Source organism: Rathayibacter sp. AY1C5 (genome assembly GCF_002931705.1).
In the GTDB taxonomy this organism is placed as follows: domain Bacteria; phylum Actinomycetota; class Actinomycetes; order Actinomycetales; family Microbacteriaceae; genus Rathayibacter.
This window is the reverse complement of sequence record NZ_PSWD01000022.1, coordinates 1-15,996: the sequence shown is the minus strand read 5'-3', so window position 1 is coordinate 15,996 and position 15,996 is coordinate 1. Positions and strand designations below refer to the sequence as shown.

Sequence of the window (15,996 nt, the reverse complement as noted above, 5' to 3'; positions counted from 1 at the left end):
GCCCCCGGCCCGAGACGGCCGCCGCAGGCGCCGCTCCCCGTCGCCCGCCCCCGGCGCCGTGCCTCAGTCGGCCGCCCCCGGCGCCGTGCTCCCCTGGTGGCCGCCCCCGGCGCCACCGCACGACGAAGGCCCGGGTCCTGCGCAGCAGGACCCGGGCCTTCGTTCGTGCACCCTATTCCCCCCGACGAGCAGTGCTGACGGCCCGCGGGGGTGTCGTGGGCAAGGCGGAGGAGGAGAGCTGTAGCGGAGCTACCGCCGACGACGACAACGCCGCCCACGGCACCCCCGCGGGTCGTCAGCCCTTGGTGGCGCCGGCGAGGAGGCCGCGGACGAAGAACCTCTGGAGGGAGAAGAACACGATGAGCGGCACGATGATCGAGATGAACGCGCCGGCCGTGAGCAGCTCCCACGACTGGCCGTAGGAGCCGGTGAGGTCCTGCAGCGCCTTCGTGATCGGCAGCCCCTGTCCGGAGGTGAAGACCGTCGCGACCAGCAGGTCGTTCCAGACCCAGAGGAACTGGAAGATGCCGAAGGAGGCGATGGCGGGGACCGAGAGCGGGAGCACGATGCGGAAGAAGATCTGGCCGTGTCCGGCGCCGTCCACTCGTGCCGCTTCGATGACCTCGCCGGGGATCTCGGAGATGAAGTTGTGGAGCATGAAGATCGCGAGCGGGAGCGCGAAGATCGTGTGCGCGATCCACACCTTCGCGTAGGAGCCGTCCAACCCGTTCACCCCGAGGCCGGGGAGGATGTAGAGCCCTCCGATGCGCAGGCCGTCCGAGAACAGCTGCAGCAACGGCACGAGCGCCATCTGGATGGGGACGATCTGGAGCGAGAACACGAGGACGAAGAGCGTGTTGCGGCCCTTGAAGTCGATCCAGGCGAACGCGTAGGCGGCGAGGCTGGCGATCGTGATCGGGATCAGCGCCGCCGGCAGCGTGATGACCAGCGAGTTCACGAACGCCTTGCCCAGGGTCAGGCTGTCGCCCGAGTTGAGCGCGTTCGCGTAGTTGTCGAGGGTGAAGCCGGGGTTGGCGAAGATCGTCCACCAGCCGGTCGTCTTGATGTCGTTCGCGGGGCGGAACGACGAGATGAACAGGCCGAGGGTGGGGACGGTCCAGATGACGGCGATGATCAGCGCGGCGAGAGTGGCGCCGCGCGATGTCGTCGCCTTCTTGACCTTGCCGCTGGCCGCCTCGATCCTGGACTCGCCGCGGGCGAGCGCGCGCTCGGTGCTGCGGTCGACCGGAACCTGGATCGGAGTGGGCGTGACGCTCATCGGATCTCCCTCTGCTTGGCGAGCTGGCGGGCGTTGTAGACGACGATCGGGAGCACGAGCAGGAACAGGATGACCGCGAGGGCCGCGCTGTAGCCGCTGCGGGCGCCGAGCTGGAACTGGCGGACCATCTCGAACGCGAGGACCGTGGTGTCGGAGCGGCCACCGGTCATCGCCGAGACGATGTCGAAGACCTTCAGCGACGCGATCGAGATCGTCGTGAGGACGACCACGATCGAGGAGCGGATGCCGGGGACGGTGACGTTCCAGAAGGACTGCCACGCGCTGGTTCCGTCGAGCGAGGCCGCTTCGAGCTGCTCGGAGGGGACGCCCTTGATGGCGGCGGAGAGCACCGTCATGGCGAATCCGGCCTGGGTCCAGATGAGGACGACGACGAGGAACAGCGTGTTCCACGGCTCGAGTCCCAGCCAGTCGACCGGCGGGGCGCCGAAGGCGGTGAGGATGCCGTTGAGGAGGCCGATCTGCTCGCCCTGGCGCACGTCGTAGAAGAACTTGAAGATGATCGACGCGCCGACGAACGAGATCGCCATCGGCATGAAGACCAGCAGCTTGAAGAACTTCTCGCCGCGGCTCTTGTCGATGAAGACCGCGTAGGCGAGACCGATCGCGGTCGCCGTGATCGGGGCCAGGAGCACCCAGACCACCGTGTTGAGGAAGGCGGTGATGCCGTCGGGGCTGGTGAAGACCCAGACGAAGTTGTCGATGCCGGCGAATCCGGAGCCGTCGTTCTTCATGAACGCGTTGATGGCCGTCGTGATCGTCGGGTAGATCAGGCCGATGAGGATGAAGAAGGCGGCCGGTGCCATGAACGCGATGAGCTGGAGTCCGTAGCCCGCGCCTTTGCGGGACCGGAAGTCGAGCAGGAACAGCGCGCCGCCGATGACGGCGGCCACCACCGCGACCCAGAGGACGGAGTTGTAGAGGCCGAAGACCAGCAGGAGGACGACCGGCAGGACGACCGTCACCGCGAGCCGGAGGACCGTGTAGCCGGTGCCGCGGCGGGGCGCGATCTCGACGAAGAAGAGGATGAGCGCCACCACGGCCGCGAAGGCCAGGAGGATGAGCGGGATCTGCGCGAGCGGCGGGATTCCCGCCAGCCATTGGAAGAACCCCGAGATGGTGATGGGGGACATGGACGCCCTTTCGAGTGCGACTCTGGACTCAGGAGGGGCCCGGCCCCGGGATCCGTGGATCCGGGGGCCGGGCCGTCACAGCTGAGCCGCCACTCGGGAGCGGCGGCTCTGCTCCGCTGCTAGGAGGTGTAGCCGGCCTGGATCTCCTCGAGCGCCTGGTCGGTGCTCGTGCCGTCGATCCAGTCGACCATGCCCTTGAAGAAGCTGTCCGAGCCCACTGCCTTCGGCATGAGGTCGGACGCGTCGAAGCGGAACGTGGTGTCCGGGTTCTGGAGGATCGCGATGGAGTCCTTCAGGACGTCGCTGCCCGCGTTGGCCGGGTCGAGACCGGTGTTCGCGGAGATGACGCCGCCGAGGGAGACGCGGCTGTTGGCCCAGTCGGCGCTGGCCAGGTACTCCTGGACCTTCGCGGTGTCCTCGTCGTTCGAGAACGCGGCGACCATCTCGCCACCACCGGTGACGGCCTGGGCGTCGTCGGCCTTGACCGGCGGGGTGAGGAAGGCCCACACGTCGCCGTCCTCGGCCACGTTGGCGCCGGCCGAGGTCAGGAAGCCCTCGAAGAACGAGGCCTGGTGGGTCAGCGCGCAGGTGCCGTTCGCCATGTTCTGGGCGACGTCGCCGAAGGCGGTGGAGTTGATCGACTTCACATCGCCGTAGCCGGCGTTGACGAGGGTCGGGTCGAGGAGGATCGATCCGACGGAGTCGAACGCGGACTTGATGGCCGGGTCGGTGAAGGGGGTGTCGCCCGCGACCCAGGAGTCGTAGACGTCGGGGCCGGCCTCGCGGAGGACGGCGTCCTCGATCCAGTCGGTTCCGGGCCAGCCGGAGGCCTCACCGGAGTTGAAGCCCGCGCACCAGGACGGTCCGCCGGTCTTCTCGGCGATCGTCTTGCCGAGCGCCTCCATCTCGTCCCACGTCGTGGGAACGGAGACGCCCCACTCCTTGAACTTGGCCGGGGAGTACCAGATGTAGCCCTTGACGGACGCCATCAGCGGCGCGCCGTACTGGGTGCCGTCGACCTGGCCGTACTTCTGCCAGTCCTCGGACCAGTTCTGCTTGACGTTGGCGAGGGCGCCCTCGGGGAGCTCCTGCACCTTGCCGGAGGCGACGGTGTCGGCGAGCAGACCCGGCTGCGGGAAGATCGCGAGGTCGGGGGTGTCGCCACCCTGGACCTTGATGCCGATCTGCTTCTCGAACTCCTTGTCGCCCGTGTACTTGATCTCGATGCCGCTCTCCTTCTCCCAGTCCGCCCAGGACTGCTCGAGAAGGGTGGCCTCGTCGCCGTTGATGGTGCCGTAGACGTTGACGACGCCGTCGGCGGTGCCGACCGTGCCGGCCGAGCTGCCGCCGCCGGCGTTCGGGTCGTTGGGGTCACTGCTGCTGGAGCAGCCCGCGAGTGCGATGCCGGCCGCTGCCAGAACGGCGACCGGGACGGTGATACGGCGGTGCAGGGATGACCGCATTCTTCCTCCTCATTGAGTGGTGGAACCAGCCGAGCAGGCCGCTCCTCGCCGATCGGGATCGGGAGGCTGTGGCGGCTCGAAGCGTGTGCCGCGACGACTCGGATGCTGGTGATGGCGATGCCAGGAGGAACTCCGAGCGGATCACCGGATTCGTGTGGGTGGGCTCCCACGGAGGGAAACCTTTCCACAAGAACGATGAAAGCACAACGCCAGTGATAGAGCGCTCTCTGAGATAACGATTCGGCGTCAGAACAGCGATCGCGGCGGCCGGGCCGGGCGGAGGTCGATCTCGGCGCGACGCCCGGCCGCCGGGCGGGGTATAACTTCCTGGAACCGTTTCCAGCATCGAGGCCGGACGGTCGGGAGGAACGCCGTGCCAGGCATCGAAGAGGTGGCCGAGCTCGCAGGAGTGTCGAAGGCGACGGTCTCGCGCGCGCTCAGCGGCCGGGGCTACGTCTCCGCGGGGACGAAGCAGCGCGTCGAGCGCGCCGCGACGAGCCTGGGCTACGTCGTCTCCGCCAACGCCTCCAGCCTCGTCACCGGCCGCAGCAACAACATCGCCGTGATCATCCCGATCATCAACCAGTGGTTCTTCGCCGGGATCATCGAGGGCATCGAGCGCGCCCTGCTCGCCGCCGGCTACGACCTGCTCCTCTACAACATCGACAAGCACCTCGACGCCCGCCGGAGCGTGTTCGAGTACTACCTCGTCCGCAAGCGCGTCGACGCGATCGTCGCCGTCACCCTCGAGATATCGCCGCACGAGACGGAGGCGCTCCTCGCCCTGGGCAAGCCCATCGTCGGCATCGGCGGCGAGCTCCCCGGCATCCCCACCTTCAGCATCGACGACGTCGCCGCCTCCCGCCTCGCCACGGAGCACCTGCTCTCCCTCGGCCACGAGCGGGTCGTCCACATCGGCGGGCTCGCGGAGGAGGAGATGGACTTCCACGTCCATACCCAGCGCCGCGACGGCTTCCGCCAGGCGCTCGCGGCCGCCGGCCTCGAGCCGGGCGCGCAGGACATCGTGCCCACCACCTTCGACATCCCCGGCGGGCACAGCGCCGGACGGCAGGTCCTCGGCGACCCGCGGACCCGGCCGACGGCGATCTTCGCCGCCTCCGACGAGATCGCGATCGGGATCATCCTCGCGGCGCGCGAGCTCGGCCTCTCGGTGCCCGAGGACGTCTCCGTCATCGGGATCGACGACCACCCCCTCGCCGAGCTCTTCGGTCTCAGCTCGATCCGCCAGGACCCGCGTCAGCAGGGCGAGCTCGCGGTCGCGCTGGTGCTGGACGCGCTGGCCGCCCTCGGTCGCGGCGAGCCCCCTCCCCCGGCCCGCCACACGCTGATCCCCGCCTCGCTGGTGATCCGCACCAGCACCTCGGCGCCGCGGGGAGCGAGAATCGGAGCATGAGCGACTCCGACACCCCCACCGTCCGCGACGTCCCCGAGCGGTCCCGCTTCGTGATCGAGGTCGGCGGCACCCCGGCCGGCTTCGCCGCGTACACCCGCCAGGGCGACGAGGTGACGCTCACCCACACCGTCGTCGACGACGCGTGGGAGGGCCACGGCCTCGGGAGCATCCTCGCGCTGGCCGCGGTCACCGCGATCACGGAGGCGGGCGGCACGGTCGTCCCGCGCTGCCCCTTCGTCGCGGCCTGGCTGCGCAAGCACCCGGACGTCGACGCCCGGGTCCGCTGGCCCGAGGACTGACTCACTCCGGGGGCGTCCTGCTCCCGATCTCCTGGAGCGCCCAGGTGTTGCCGTCCGGATCGGCGAAGTACGCGTACTGCACGCCGCCCAGGTCCTGGACCTCGCTGATCTCGAGCGAGCGGCCGACGAGCTCCGCGCGAGCGGCGGCGATGTCGTTGACGACGAGGTGGAGGGAGCGGACGACGCCCTCCTCCGGACCGGGGCCCATCCCGCTGCCGACCACGATCGAGCAGGCCGAGCCGGGCGGGGTGAGCTGGACCACGCGCATCGCGGCGGAGGGCCGCACGTCGTGGTCGAGGTGGAAGCCCATCACCTCCGTGTAGAAGGCGACCGCGCGGTCGACGTCGCTGACGGGGAGGGGGACGAGCTCGAGTCGCATCTGCACGCGACCAGTGTGCCGCGCGGCGGAACCGTGCGGGAGGGGGTCAGTCGCGCGGGCCGACGACGAGGCGCTCGTGCATGATCTCGACGGCGCGCTCGAGGACGCGGCGGTCCTCCGGAGTCAGATCGGCGAAGATCGGCGTCAGCGCGTCGCCGAGGTCGGTCCGCCAGGCGTTCAGCGCGTCCGCGCCGGCGGGAGCCAGGCGGATCTGCCAGGCGCGCGCGTCGAGGGGATCGGCGATGCGGTCGAGCCAGCCGGTCTCGACGAGGTTCTTCACGATCTTGGTCATCGTGGGCTGCGAGACGCGGCTCTGGGAGGCGAGCTCCCCCAGGCGCATCGGGCCCATCGAGAGGAGCACCGAGAGCGTGCGCCAGACGGCCTGCGACTCCTGGTTGCCGGTCGCCTGGGCGGCAAGGCGGGTGATCCGGTGCGTCACCGAGACGAAGTCGCTCAGGAGCTCGCTGAGCGAGACCTCGCTGGGCGGGACGTCGCGGGCGGGGAGCCCGGCGAGCAGATCGTGAGCAGTCACGCTCCGATCCTAGGGGCGCGCGCCGCCAACGGCCGGGAACGACGAAGGGCGCCGCCTCCGAGGAGACGACGCCCTGCGTCTGCAGGCGTGCCTGCGTCACCCTGACGAGCGACCGACCGGAGCCGGCACCCGCGACGGGTGAAGGGGATTACTTGACGGTGACGGTCGCGCCGGCGCCCTCGAGCTGAGCCTTGGCCTTCTCGGCGGTCTCCTTGTTGACGGCCTCGAGGACCGCCTTGGGGGCACCGTCGACGAGCGCCTTCGCCTCACCGAGGCCGAGGCTGGTGAGGGCGCGCACCTCCTTGATGACCTGGATCTTCTTCTCGCCGGCGGCCTCGAGCACGACGTCGAACTCGGTCTGCTCCTCGACCTCTTCGGCGGGGGCGGCCGGGCCGGCCACACCGGCGGCGGCGACGGGCGCCGCAGCGGTGACCTCGAAGACCTCTTCGAACTTCTTGACGAACTCCGAGAGCTCGATGAGCGTGAGCTCCTTGAAGGCCTCGATGAGCTCGTCCTGCGTGAGCTTTGCCATGATTTTTCTCCTTGTTTTTCTTTGTCTACGAACCGCGCGCGCACTGCTTCCCGGAAGGGGAAGACGTCAGCTCGCGGACTCCTGCTTCTCGCGCAGCGCCTCGACCGTGCGAACGGCCTTCGAGAGCGGAGCGTTGAACAGATATGCGGCGCCGAACAGCGAGGCCTTGAAGGCGCCGGCGAGCTTGCCGAGCAGAACTTCGCGGGACTCGAGGTCGGCGAGCTTGCCCACCTCTTCTGCGGTCAGCGGGTTACCGTCGAAGTAACCGCCCTTGACCACGAGGAGAGGGTTTGCCTTGGCGAAGGCACGCAGCGACTTCGCGACGGCGACAGGGTCGCCGTGCACGAACGCGATGGCCGAGGGGCCAGCGAGCTCGTCGTCGAAGGACGAGATACCGGCGTTGTTCGCCGCGATCTTGGTCAGCGTGTTCTTCACCACGGCGTAGGTTGCGTGCTCACTGATGTCCTTGCGCAGCGTCTTGAGCTGAGCAACAGTGAGACCGCGGTACTCGGTCAGCAGAACGGCCGTCGAGCTCTGGAACTTCTCCGTGAGTTCGGCAACCGAGGCTTCCTTGTTCGCCATGGCTACTCCTGTGAATTCTCGTGCCGGTAGCCCGAAGGCAGGCAAAGAAAAAAGCTCCGGCACAGGGGCGCGGAGCTTCGGGATCGCGGTGAGGCGGAACTGAACTCGTGCACCTGCGCGGGCAATTCGCTTCGCGAATCCTTCGTCCGGTGGCGATCCGCGGGGCCGGGGCCCTGCTCGTGCGCACACCGGAAACCGGCGGTCTTTGGCTTCGGGAAGCGTACGTCATCGCGGCGCGCGGGCGCAAGTCGAGGAGGAGGGTCCTCGCGCGGGATGCTGGAGGCATGACCGGCCCGACCCCCGACTCCGCCCGCGACGTCGACTCCGCGATCGCCTCGGTGGAGGGCGAGCTCAGCACCCTCTTCAACCGTGTGCGGGCGGCGATGCGCTCCTACGCCGAGCGTCTCCACCCGGAGCTGACGCCACTGGGCTACAAGACGATCTCGGCGCTCGAGCGCCGCGGACCCGTGCACTCGGGCGTGCTGGCCGAGCTCCTCGAGATGGACAAGTCGGCGCTCAGCCGCCAGATCACGGCGCTCGACCGCCTCGGCTTCCTCGAGCGCACCCCCGACCCGCAGGACGGCCGCGCCACGATCCTCTCGGTGACTCCGGCGACCGCCGCGCGGCTGCGCGAGATCCGCAGCTCGAACCAGGCGCTGATGCACGAGGAGCTGCGCAGCTGGGCGCTCGCCGACGTCGAGCTCTTCGCCTCTCTCCTGCACAGGATCAACGACCTCGACATCTGACGCTTAGCACCCCGTCCGTTCGGGGACAATCGCCGGACGCCGCCCGCTCGACTGCGTAGTTTCGGAGGCGATGGACCAGCACTCCTCCTCTCTCCTCCCCCACGACGTCGACGGCGCGCTCGGCTTCGCGCGCGGTCTGAGCGCCGACGCGCCCCGGCCCGGCACCGGTCGCACCGCCGAGCTGCACGGTCTCCTCGAGCGCCTGGCTCGGCACGACCTCGGCGTCGCGCGCGCGGTGGAGCCGCACCTCGACGCTCTCGCGATCCTCGGCGAGGCGGAGCTCGACCCGTCCGGACTCGGAGTCGCCGCCGACGCCGCCTGGGGGGTCTTCGCGGCCGAGGGCGGCGGGGATCCTCTGGTCGCGCGCGAGAGCGACGGCGACTGGCTGCTCGACGGAGTGAAGCCCTGGTGCTCGCTGGCCGACCGCCTCGACGCCGCCCTCGTCACCGCCCACGTCGGCGACGCCTCCGGCGAGCGCCGCCTCTTCGCCGTGGCGCTGCGCGACGGGTCGGCGACGCCGGAGCAGGACGCCTGGCACGCGCGGGGCCTGACGGAGGTGCCCAGCGGACCGGTCCGCTTCTCCGGCACCCGCGCCGTCCCCGTGGGGGACGCCGGCTGGTACCTCTCGCGGCCCGGCTTCGCCTGGGGCGGCATCGGCGTCGCCGCCTGCTGGCACGGCGGAGCCCTCGGAGTCGCGGCTGCCGTCGCGGCAGCGGCAGCCCGACGCGAGGACCCGCACCTCCTGGCCCACCTCGGAGCGATCGACACGGCGCTCTCCGCGTCGCGCCGGGCGCTGGACGAGGCCGCCGCGGCGGTCGACGCGGGCGAGGCCGACGGCCCCCGCGGCTCACTGCTCGCCAAGCGCGTGCGGGCGAGCGTCGCCGGAGCGGTCGAGGAGATCCTGCTCCGCGCCGGCCGCGCGCTCGGCCCGGCTCCGCTCGCCCTCGACGCCGAGCACGCCAAGCGCGTCGCCGACCTCGCGCTCTACGTCCGCCAGCACCACGCCGAGCGCGACGACGCCGCTCTCGGCCGCGCCGTGCTCGCCTCGGGCGAGGCGGCCTCCTGGTGAGCCGGCCCTTCGACGGGCGCCTCGAGGGCACTCCTCTCGAGCGCTGGACCGCGGACGGCCGCCGCGACCGCCTCCCGGAGCTGACCCTGCCCGACGGGATCCGGCGCGTCCTGGTGGTCGTGGCGCACGCCGACGACGAGACCCTCGGCTGCGGCGGCACCATCGCGCTCGCGCGTCGGCGCGGGATCGCGGTCGACGTCGTCGTCGTGACCGACGGAGCCGCGGCCCATGGGGAGCGGGACGCGGACCTCGCTGCCGAGCGCCGGCGGGAGGCCTCGGACGCACTGGCGGAGCTCGGCCCCGGCATCGGGCTCGCCTTCCTCGACGTGCCGGACTCGGCGACCCCGGAGCACCACGAGCGCATCGCACGCGAGGTGCGCGAGCGGGCGGCCGGCGCCCCCGGGACCGTCCTGCTCCTCTCCACCTGGACCGGGGACGGGCACCGGGACCACCGCGTGGTCGGCGAGATCTGCGCGGAGGTCGCGCGCGAGCTCGGGCAGCCGCTGCTCGCCGCGCCGATCTGGCTGTGGCACTGGGCGGTCCCGGAGGACCCCGAGGTGCCGTGGGGCGACCTCGTGCGCCTGCCGCTCGACGACGAGCTGCTCGAGCGCACCCGCCGTGCCCGCTCCCGCTATCCCAGCCAGACCCGCCCCGGGCCCGACGGGACCGGTCCGGTGCTCCATCCGCTCTTCCTGCGCACCTTCACCGGGGACGACCGGCTGGTGAGGATCGCATGAGCTACTTCGACGAGCTGTACGCCCGCCACGAGGACCCGTGGGGGTACACGAGCCGCTGGTACGAGCAGCGCAAGCGCGCCCTGACCCTCGCGAGCCTGCCGGAGCAGCGCTACGGCTCCGTGCTGGAGATCGGCGCCTCGATCGGCGTGCTGGCCGAGGCGCTGGCCGACCGGGCCGACCGCCTGCTGGCGATCGACGTGTCGAGCGCCGCCGTCGAGCGCGCCGCCCGCCGCCTCGCTCCGCTCGAGCACGTGCGGGTCGAGCACCACGACATCACCCGCGGCGTGCCGGAGGGTCCGTTCGACCTGGTCGTGCTCTCGGAGGTCGGCTACTACCTCGGCGACGCCCTCCCCGGCGTGCTGCGCACCATCCGCGACGCCCTCGCCCCCGCGGGGGAGCTCGTCACCGTGCACTGGCGGCATCCGATCGAGGGGCTCGCTCTGGACGGCGACGCCGTGCAGTCCGCCGTGGCGGAGCTGGGCCTGCACCGCCTCGCCCGCCACGAGGAGGAGGACGTCCTGCTCGAGGTCCACGCCCGCGACTCCCGCTCGGTCGCCCGCCGGACGGGGCTGGTGTGAGCCGGCTCGCGCAGGTGCTGGTCGTCGTGCCCGCGCGCGACGAGGAGGAGCGGATCGGCGGCCTGATCGCCTCCGTCCAGGCCAGTGCGACCCACCTCGCCCATCGGGCGCCCGGAATCGGGATGCGCCTCGTGGTCGCCGCGGACGGCTGCTCCGACGCGACCGGTGAGCGGGCCCGCGCCGCCGGCGCCGAGGTGCTGGAGCTCGCCCGCTGCGGAGTCGGCGTCGCCCGCTCCGCCGGGATCGCGCACGCCCTCTCCTCCGTCACCGCTCCGCTCGAGCAGGTGTGGATCGCCAACACCGACGCCGACACCGTGGTCCCCCGCGACTGGCTGGCCGCCCACGTCGAGCACTCCCGACGGCACGACGCGCTGCTCGGCACGGTCCGGCCCGACCCGGCCGACCTCTCCCCCGGTGCCTACTCGCGCTGGCGAGACGTCCGCGCGCGGGAGGAGTCGATCGGCAGCATCCACGGCGCGAACCTCGGCGTCCGCGCGAGCGCATACCTCGCGGCGGGCGGCTTCGGCCGGGAGCCGCTGCACGAGGACGTCCTGCTCGTCGAGCGGCTGCGCGCGAGCGGCGCCCGGGTCGGAGCGACGGACCGCGGCGAGGTGGTCACCTCCGGCCGCCGCGACAACCGGGTCGAGGGCGGCTACGGCCACTACCTCCACGCTCGCTTCCCGTCCGAGACGTCTCCGGCCTGCGGCTGAATCGGGTACACGCGCACGCGGAACACGATGCGAGGGGTCCCTGTCAATGGTCGGGCCGTGGTTTGTCATGGATTGCGCAGGAGAGTCAAATGGGTGTCGAGCACGACCCGGTGCTCTCCGATGGAAGGGTCACCGCATGAATCCCCGCCTCGTCCTGCTGGCACTGGTCGCCTTCACCGCCTACGTGTTCGGCTCCCGCGCCGGCCGCGGCCGCTACGAAGAGCTGCGCCACCTCGCACTCGGCGTGTGGAACGACCCGGCCACGAAGAAGACCCGCAAGAAGCTCAAGAAGACCTCCAAGCGCGAGGCCAAGCAGCTCACCGCCATCGCGAGCACGGCCCGCGACAAGGTGCAGCGCCGCCTCCGCTGACCCCCGCTTCCACGACTCACAGGACACCGGCCCGCCGGTGTCTCCGCTCGCATCGGAACGGCCGATCGAGCACGAACTGAAGGAGAAACCTCATGGGCATCATCAGCTGGATCATCCTCGGCCTCATCGCCGGGGCGCTCGCCAAGCTCATCCTCCCGGGCAAGCAGGGCGGCGGATGGATCATCACGATCGTCCTCGGCATCGTGGGCGCGCTGCTCGGCGGCTTCCTCAGCACGCTGTTCGGCATCCAGGACGCCGTCAACGGCATCAACATCGTGAGCATCATCGTCTCCGTCGTCGGTGCGATCGTCGTCCTCCTCATCTACGGCGCGATCGTCGGCCGCAAGTCCCGCGCGTAAGTCGCGCTCCCCGAAGGCCCCCGGCATCCGTGCCGGGGGCCTTCGGCGTTCCCGGAGCGGGCGCACCTCTGCTCAGGGGATCCGACTCCTCCTCCGGGGGGAAGCTGGATGTCCGCCGAGCGCGCAAGGGGTTGATGCTGAGAGCCGCAGGCGATGGACTGGAGGCACGACGGCGCGGCTCCACTGCGCCCTCGCCCCGACGAAAGGACGTACTCGCTCATGAGCGACGACACCGCAACGGTCCCCACGATCACCCTGAACAACGGCGTGGAGATCCCGCAGCTGGGCTTCGGCGTGTTCCAGATCGACCCGGCCGAGACCAAGGACGCGACCCTGGCGGCCCTCGAGGTCGGCTACCGCCACATCGACACCGCCGAGATGTACGGCAACGAGGCGGGCGTCGGCGAGGCCGTCCGCGCCTCCGGCCTCGACCGCTCCGAGGTCTTCGTGACCAGCAAGCTCAACAACGGCTTCCACGCCCGCGAGGACGCTCTCGCCGCGATCGACGTCACCCTCGGCGAGCTGCAGTTCGACTACGTCGACCTCTTCCTCATCCACTGGCCGCTCCCGAACGTGGGCGACTACCTGGAGACCTGGAAGGCGATGGAGGAGATCTACCGCAGCGGCAAGGCGAAGGCGATCGGCGTCTCCAACTTCCAGACCAACCACCTCAACCGGCTCCGCGCCGAGGCGACCATCGTCCCGGCCGTGAACCAGATCGAGGTGCACCCCTACCTCGTGCAGCAGGAGCTCCGCGCCTACGGCACCGAGCACGGCATCGCGACCGAGGCCTGGTCGCCGATCGCGCAGGGCCTCGTCCTCGACGACGACACCATCACCCGCATCGCGCGCAACGTCGACCGCAGCCCGGCGCAGGTCGTGCTCCGCTGGCACATCCAGCGCGGCGACATCGTCTTCCCGAAGTCGGTCACCCGCAAGCGCGTGGAGGAGAACTTCGCCCTCTTCGACTTCGAGCTCGACGACGAGGCGATGACCGACATCACGGCGCTCGACCGCGGCCACCGCACCGGCCCCGACCCCGACACCTTCAACTACATCCCGAGCTGATCCTCGGCTCCACGGAGCGCGCCCGGCCTGCAGTCATCCTGCGGACCGGGCGCGCTCGTGCGTGGGGCGGCGAGCCGAGCCGCGCACGAACAGGGCGGGTCTCGAGACGCCGCGCTGCCGCTCCTCGACCGGCACGGTCACGGGCCGACCGCACCCCTGCTGATCGGAGGAGCGGGTGCAGCCCGCGCATCGAGGTCCACCACCGACGAACAGCGCGGACCCCGATGCGCCGGGCCCGCGGATCAGCCCTGCTGCGAGTCGCGCCAGGAGTGCTCGGGGGCGTAGCCGAGGACCTCGCGGGCGTGGTCGATCGAGAGCAGGGTCCCGGTGGTCCCGAGGTCGCCGCGCAGCTCGACGCCGGGGAACACCTCGGCCACCAGCTCGGCGTTGGGGCGCGTCATCACGGTGTCGGCCGCGGCGATGATGAAGCGGTCGAACCCGGTCGTCTCGGCGAGCAGCGCCTTCTCGACCGCCTGCGCTCCGTCGCGTCCGTCGATGTAGCCCCAGAGGTTCCACTTGCGCAGCAGCGCGTCGGAGTCGAACGACGGGAACTCGGCGTAGTCGGCCTCGTCCATGACGTTCGAGAAGCGCAGGCCCGTGATCTTCAGGTCCGGGTGCCAGCGGCACAGCTCGATCGCCATCTGCTCCTCGAGGTGCTTGGTGAGCGAGTAGACCGACTCCGGGCGCGCCGGGTACTGCTCGTCGACCGGGATGTAGGGCGGCGGGACGTCGAAGGGCAGGCCCAGCACGGTCTCGCTGGAGGCGTAGACGACGTTGCGGATGCCGGCACGGATCGCTCCGTGGAACGCGTTGAACGTCGCGATCATGTTGTTGTGGAACGTGGCGACGTCGGGCACGAGGCCCGGCGCGGGGATCGCGGCGAGGTGCACGAGCGCGTCGATGCCCTCGTACTGGTCGTTCACCGACTGCAGCGCGTCCACGACCTGGCCGTAGTCGGCGATGTCGATGCGGACGAAGCCCGCGCCGCGGTCCCCCGCACGGTCCAGATTGAAGACCTCGTGCCCGGAGGCGCGGAGGCGGGTGACGACGTGGCGGCCGAGCTTGCCGGATCCACCGGTGACTGCGATTCTCATGCTCGAACGCTAACGGGCCTGAGCGACGAGGGACGAGGGTTGCGGATCAGCTCCGGGCATGGAGCGAGATCGCGCCGCCGACCTCGGGCGTCGTCTCGTCGGCGACGAGCTCCGTCCAGCGGCGGAGCACGGCGGCGCCGGCCGCGTCGTTCACGGCTCCGTCGACGACGAGGACCGGGTAGGGCTTCTCGGGCACGCCCTCTGCGGGCCGCACGTCGACGTGGGCGACGTCGTAGGCGTGCTCGAACAGCCAGTCGGCCATCGCGTAGTCGCTCCGGGAGTCGCCGACCGTGCGCCAGCGCTGCGGGATCGCGCCGGTCGCTCCGAGCAGCTCCACGGCGCGCTGGGCGCCGAGGTCCTTGCCGAGCCGGTTCGACTCGATGTCGGTCGAGATGACGGTCGGGTCGATGCGGAAGTCGACCGTCCCCTCCTCGTTCGGGTACCGGATGCCGCGGCGCTCGACTCCGAGGCCCGCGGCGGTCATGATCTGCAGGGCGTCGGCGTCGAAGACGAGCTGGCGCTCGAGGTAGTCCTCGCTCGGCAGGTCGACCAGCTGCTCGGCCGAGACCATGGCGCGCTTGGTCTCGTCGAAGAAGACCAGGTCGTCGTAGTCGGAGCGGATCATCCGCTCGAGGTCGCGGGCCACCGGCTCGGGGATCGCGAGCGACTCGTCGACGATCGGCTCCGAGGTGCCGCGGTAGTCGACGGTGAACCAGACGGCGCCCTTCTCGCAGACGCAGACGATGCGGGCCTCGGCCGAGACGCCGCGCTCGAGGAGCGCGGGCAGGACCCGCTCGCGCAGGAACGCGTCGGAGCGGCCCGTGTTGAACACGATCGGGATGCCGGCGTTGGCCAGGGTGACGAGGTCGTCGGCGATCTCGGGGATCGAGATCGTGCGCGTGACGGGGCTCGCGATGGGCCCGTCGACGTCGAGGAGCAGGCCGAGCGGAGGGGGTGTGGAGGTCATCGTGTCCCATTCTGCCGTGCCGGGGCCGCTCGACGCCTCCGGGACCGCCTCCGCGCGGGCGGAGCGGTTCAGGAGGCGGGGACGACGAGGGTGCGCTGAGCGGTGGTGCCGTCGGGAGCGAGGACGGCGAGGGTGATCAGGGTCTCGGAGTCGCGGCAGTCGGCGGTGACGGCGGCGGAGCCGGACGCCGCGAGGTCGACGGGCTCGCCCGCGCTCGCGTCGGTGGTGCCGACGGCCAGGCGGGCGGTGGCGCCTCCGCTCGTCTCCCACGACAGGGCGAGCGGGACGGATGCGGTGCGGTCGCCCTCGCAGTCGACGGAGGCGGGGGTGGAGGCGAAGGAGACGATCGCGGGAGGAGCGTCGGATCCGGTGCCCGGCTCGGTGCCGGACGGAGCGGCGGAGACCGTCGGTGCGGGGGCGGCGGCGCCGTCGGCCGCCTCCGCGGAGCCGGGAGCGGCGGACGTCGCCGGAGCGGTCCCGGACGGCGCCGAGGACGGGCCCGCGGACGCCGTGGCTGCGCCGGGCGCTCCCCCGCCGGCGGGCCGGACGAGCAGCACGATCGCGAGGACGACGGCGACGAGTCCGAGGGCGGCGAGGACGATCCCGGTGGTGCGGGCGGAGCGGGACGGCATCGGTCCTCCTGGGACGGGACGGGACGGGACGGGAC

At 71.1% G+C, this 15,996-nt stretch carries 20 protein-coding genes; 10 read left to right on the top strand and 10 right to left on the bottom strand.

Translation table 11 applies throughout. The features are described 5' to 3' along the window. Positions 1-295 precede the first annotated feature (295 nt). The 3 genes from C5C57_RS13735 to C5C57_RS13725 form a co-directional block, all read right to left on the bottom strand. Entirely contained in the window at positions 296-1,279 is a 984-nt protein-coding gene (locus tag C5C57_RS13735; protein WP_104224339.1) for a carbohydrate ABC transporter permease, read from the bottom strand. Further along, the gene (locus C5C57_RS13730; RefSeq protein WP_181027270.1) at positions 1,276-2,430 is read right to left on the bottom strand and encodes a carbohydrate ABC transporter permease; all 1,155 of its coding nucleotides are present in this window, start codon (positions 2,428-2,430) and stop codon (positions 1,276-1,278) included. Before C5C57_RS13730 ends, C5C57_RS13735 begins: the two co-directional genes overlap by 4 nt. Positions 2,431-2,549: 119 nt before the next feature. Further along, positions 2,550-3,893 carry an ABC transporter substrate-binding protein gene (locus tag C5C57_RS13725; protein ID WP_104227181.1) on the bottom strand — a complete coding sequence of 448 codons (1,344 nt, stop codon included), beginning with the start codon at positions 3,891-3,893 and terminating at the stop codon, positions 2,550-2,552. Positions 3,894-4,266: 373 nt separating this feature from the next. Here C5C57_RS13725 and C5C57_RS13720 point away from each other — a divergent pair, with 373 nt between their 5' ends. Next, positions 4,267-5,307, top strand: coding sequence for a LacI family DNA-binding transcriptional regulator (locus C5C57_RS13720; protein ID WP_104224337.1), 1,041 nt, complete (start codon positions 4,267-4,269; stop codon positions 5,305-5,307). Then, complete coding sequence (locus C5C57_RS13715) at positions 5,304-5,606, top strand: GNAT family N-acetyltransferase (protein ID WP_104262982.1); 303 nt, start codon at positions 5,304-5,306, stop codon at positions 5,604-5,606. Before C5C57_RS13720 ends, C5C57_RS13715 begins: the two co-directional genes overlap by 4 nt. Before the next feature lies 1 nt (position 5,607). Here C5C57_RS13715 and C5C57_RS13710 read toward each other — a convergent pair whose 3' ends face one another. The 4 genes from C5C57_RS13710 to rplJ form a co-directional block, all read right to left on the bottom strand. After that, positions 5,608-5,991, bottom strand: coding sequence for a VOC family protein (locus tag C5C57_RS13710; protein ID WP_181069218.1), 384 nt, complete (start codon positions 5,989-5,991; stop codon positions 5,608-5,610). Between the two features lie 40 nt (positions 5,992-6,031). Further along, a complete protein-coding gene (locus C5C57_RS13705) occupies positions 6,032-6,517 on the bottom strand; it encodes a MarR family winged helix-turn-helix transcriptional regulator (RefSeq protein ID WP_244229591.1) in 486 nt (161 codons plus the stop codon). A gap of 148 nt (positions 6,518-6,665) precedes the next feature. Then, positions 6,666-7,049, bottom strand: a complete 384-nt coding sequence (gene rplL, locus C5C57_RS13700) for a 50S ribosomal protein L7/L12 (protein WP_104224335.1) — start codon at positions 7,047-7,049, stop codon at positions 6,666-6,668. A 66-nt stretch (positions 7,050-7,115) separates the two neighbouring features. Then, positions 7,116-7,631, bottom strand: coding sequence for a 50S ribosomal protein L10 (gene rplJ / locus C5C57_RS13695; RefSeq protein ID WP_055791018.1), 516 nt, complete (start codon positions 7,629-7,631; stop codon positions 7,116-7,118). Between the two features lie 284 nt (positions 7,632-7,915). Between rplJ and C5C57_RS13690 the strand changes: the two genes are divergently transcribed. From C5C57_RS13690 to C5C57_RS13655, 8 genes are all read left to right on the top strand, one after another. Next, a complete protein-coding gene (locus C5C57_RS13690; protein WP_104224334.1) occupies positions 7,916-8,377 on the top strand; it encodes a MarR family winged helix-turn-helix transcriptional regulator in 462 nt (153 codons plus the stop codon). 70 nt (positions 8,378-8,447) lie between these two features. Continuing rightward, positions 8,448-9,446 carry an acyl-CoA dehydrogenase gene (locus C5C57_RS13685; RefSeq protein ID WP_219812390.1) on the top strand — a complete coding sequence of 333 codons (999 nt, stop codon included), beginning with the start codon at positions 8,448-8,450 and terminating at the stop codon, positions 9,444-9,446. Further along, positions 9,443-10,183, top strand: a complete 741-nt coding sequence (locus C5C57_RS13680) for a PIG-L deacetylase family protein (RefSeq protein ID WP_181027272.1) — start codon at positions 9,443-9,445, stop codon at positions 10,181-10,183. Before C5C57_RS13685 ends, C5C57_RS13680 begins: the two co-directional genes overlap by 4 nt. Next, positions 10,180-10,761, top strand: coding sequence for a class I SAM-dependent methyltransferase (locus tag C5C57_RS13675; RefSeq protein WP_104234596.1), 582 nt, complete (start codon positions 10,180-10,182; stop codon positions 10,759-10,761). The genes C5C57_RS13680 and C5C57_RS13675 overlap by 4 nt, the downstream gene beginning before the upstream one ends. Beyond that, complete coding sequence (locus tag C5C57_RS13670) at positions 10,758-11,471, top strand: glycosyltransferase family 2 protein (RefSeq protein WP_104248242.1); 714 nt, start codon at positions 10,758-10,760, stop codon at positions 11,469-11,471. The genes C5C57_RS13675 and C5C57_RS13670 overlap by 4 nt, the downstream gene beginning before the upstream one ends. Before the next feature lie 136 nt (positions 11,472-11,607). Continuing rightward, complete coding sequence (locus C5C57_RS13665; RefSeq protein WP_104248243.1) at positions 11,608-11,841, top strand: hypothetical protein; 234 nt, start codon at positions 11,608-11,610, stop codon at positions 11,839-11,841. A gap of 92 nt (positions 11,842-11,933) precedes the next feature. Continuing rightward, the gene (locus C5C57_RS13660; RefSeq protein WP_104224330.1) at positions 11,934-12,200 is read left to right on the top strand and encodes a GlsB/YeaQ/YmgE family stress response membrane protein; all 267 of its coding nucleotides are present in this window, start codon (positions 11,934-11,936) and stop codon (positions 12,198-12,200) included. A 219-nt stretch (positions 12,201-12,419) separates the two neighbouring features. Next, positions 12,420-13,268: an aldo/keto reductase gene (locus C5C57_RS13655; protein WP_104248244.1), complete on the top strand. Its 849-nt coding sequence runs from the start codon at positions 12,420-12,422 to the stop codon at positions 13,266-13,268. 242 nt (positions 13,269-13,510) lie between these two features. On the opposite strand, the gene C5C57_RS13650 is transcribed toward C5C57_RS13655, so the two are convergent. From C5C57_RS13650 to C5C57_RS13640, 3 genes are all read right to left on the bottom strand, one after another. Then, positions 13,511-14,362: an NAD(P)-dependent oxidoreductase gene (locus tag C5C57_RS13650; RefSeq protein ID WP_104227477.1), complete on the bottom strand. Its 852-nt coding sequence runs from the start codon at positions 14,360-14,362 to the stop codon at positions 13,511-13,513. Positions 14,363-14,408: 46 nt separating this feature from the next. After that, entirely contained in the window at positions 14,409-15,329 is a 921-nt protein-coding gene (locus tag C5C57_RS13645; RefSeq protein WP_104234599.1) for a hypothetical protein, read from the bottom strand. A 68-nt stretch (positions 15,330-15,397) separates the two neighbouring features. Further along, a complete protein-coding gene (locus tag C5C57_RS13640; RefSeq protein ID WP_104224326.1) occupies positions 15,398-15,961 on the bottom strand; it encodes a hypothetical protein in 564 nt (187 codons plus the stop codon). Positions 15,962-15,996: the final 35 nt, after the last annotated feature.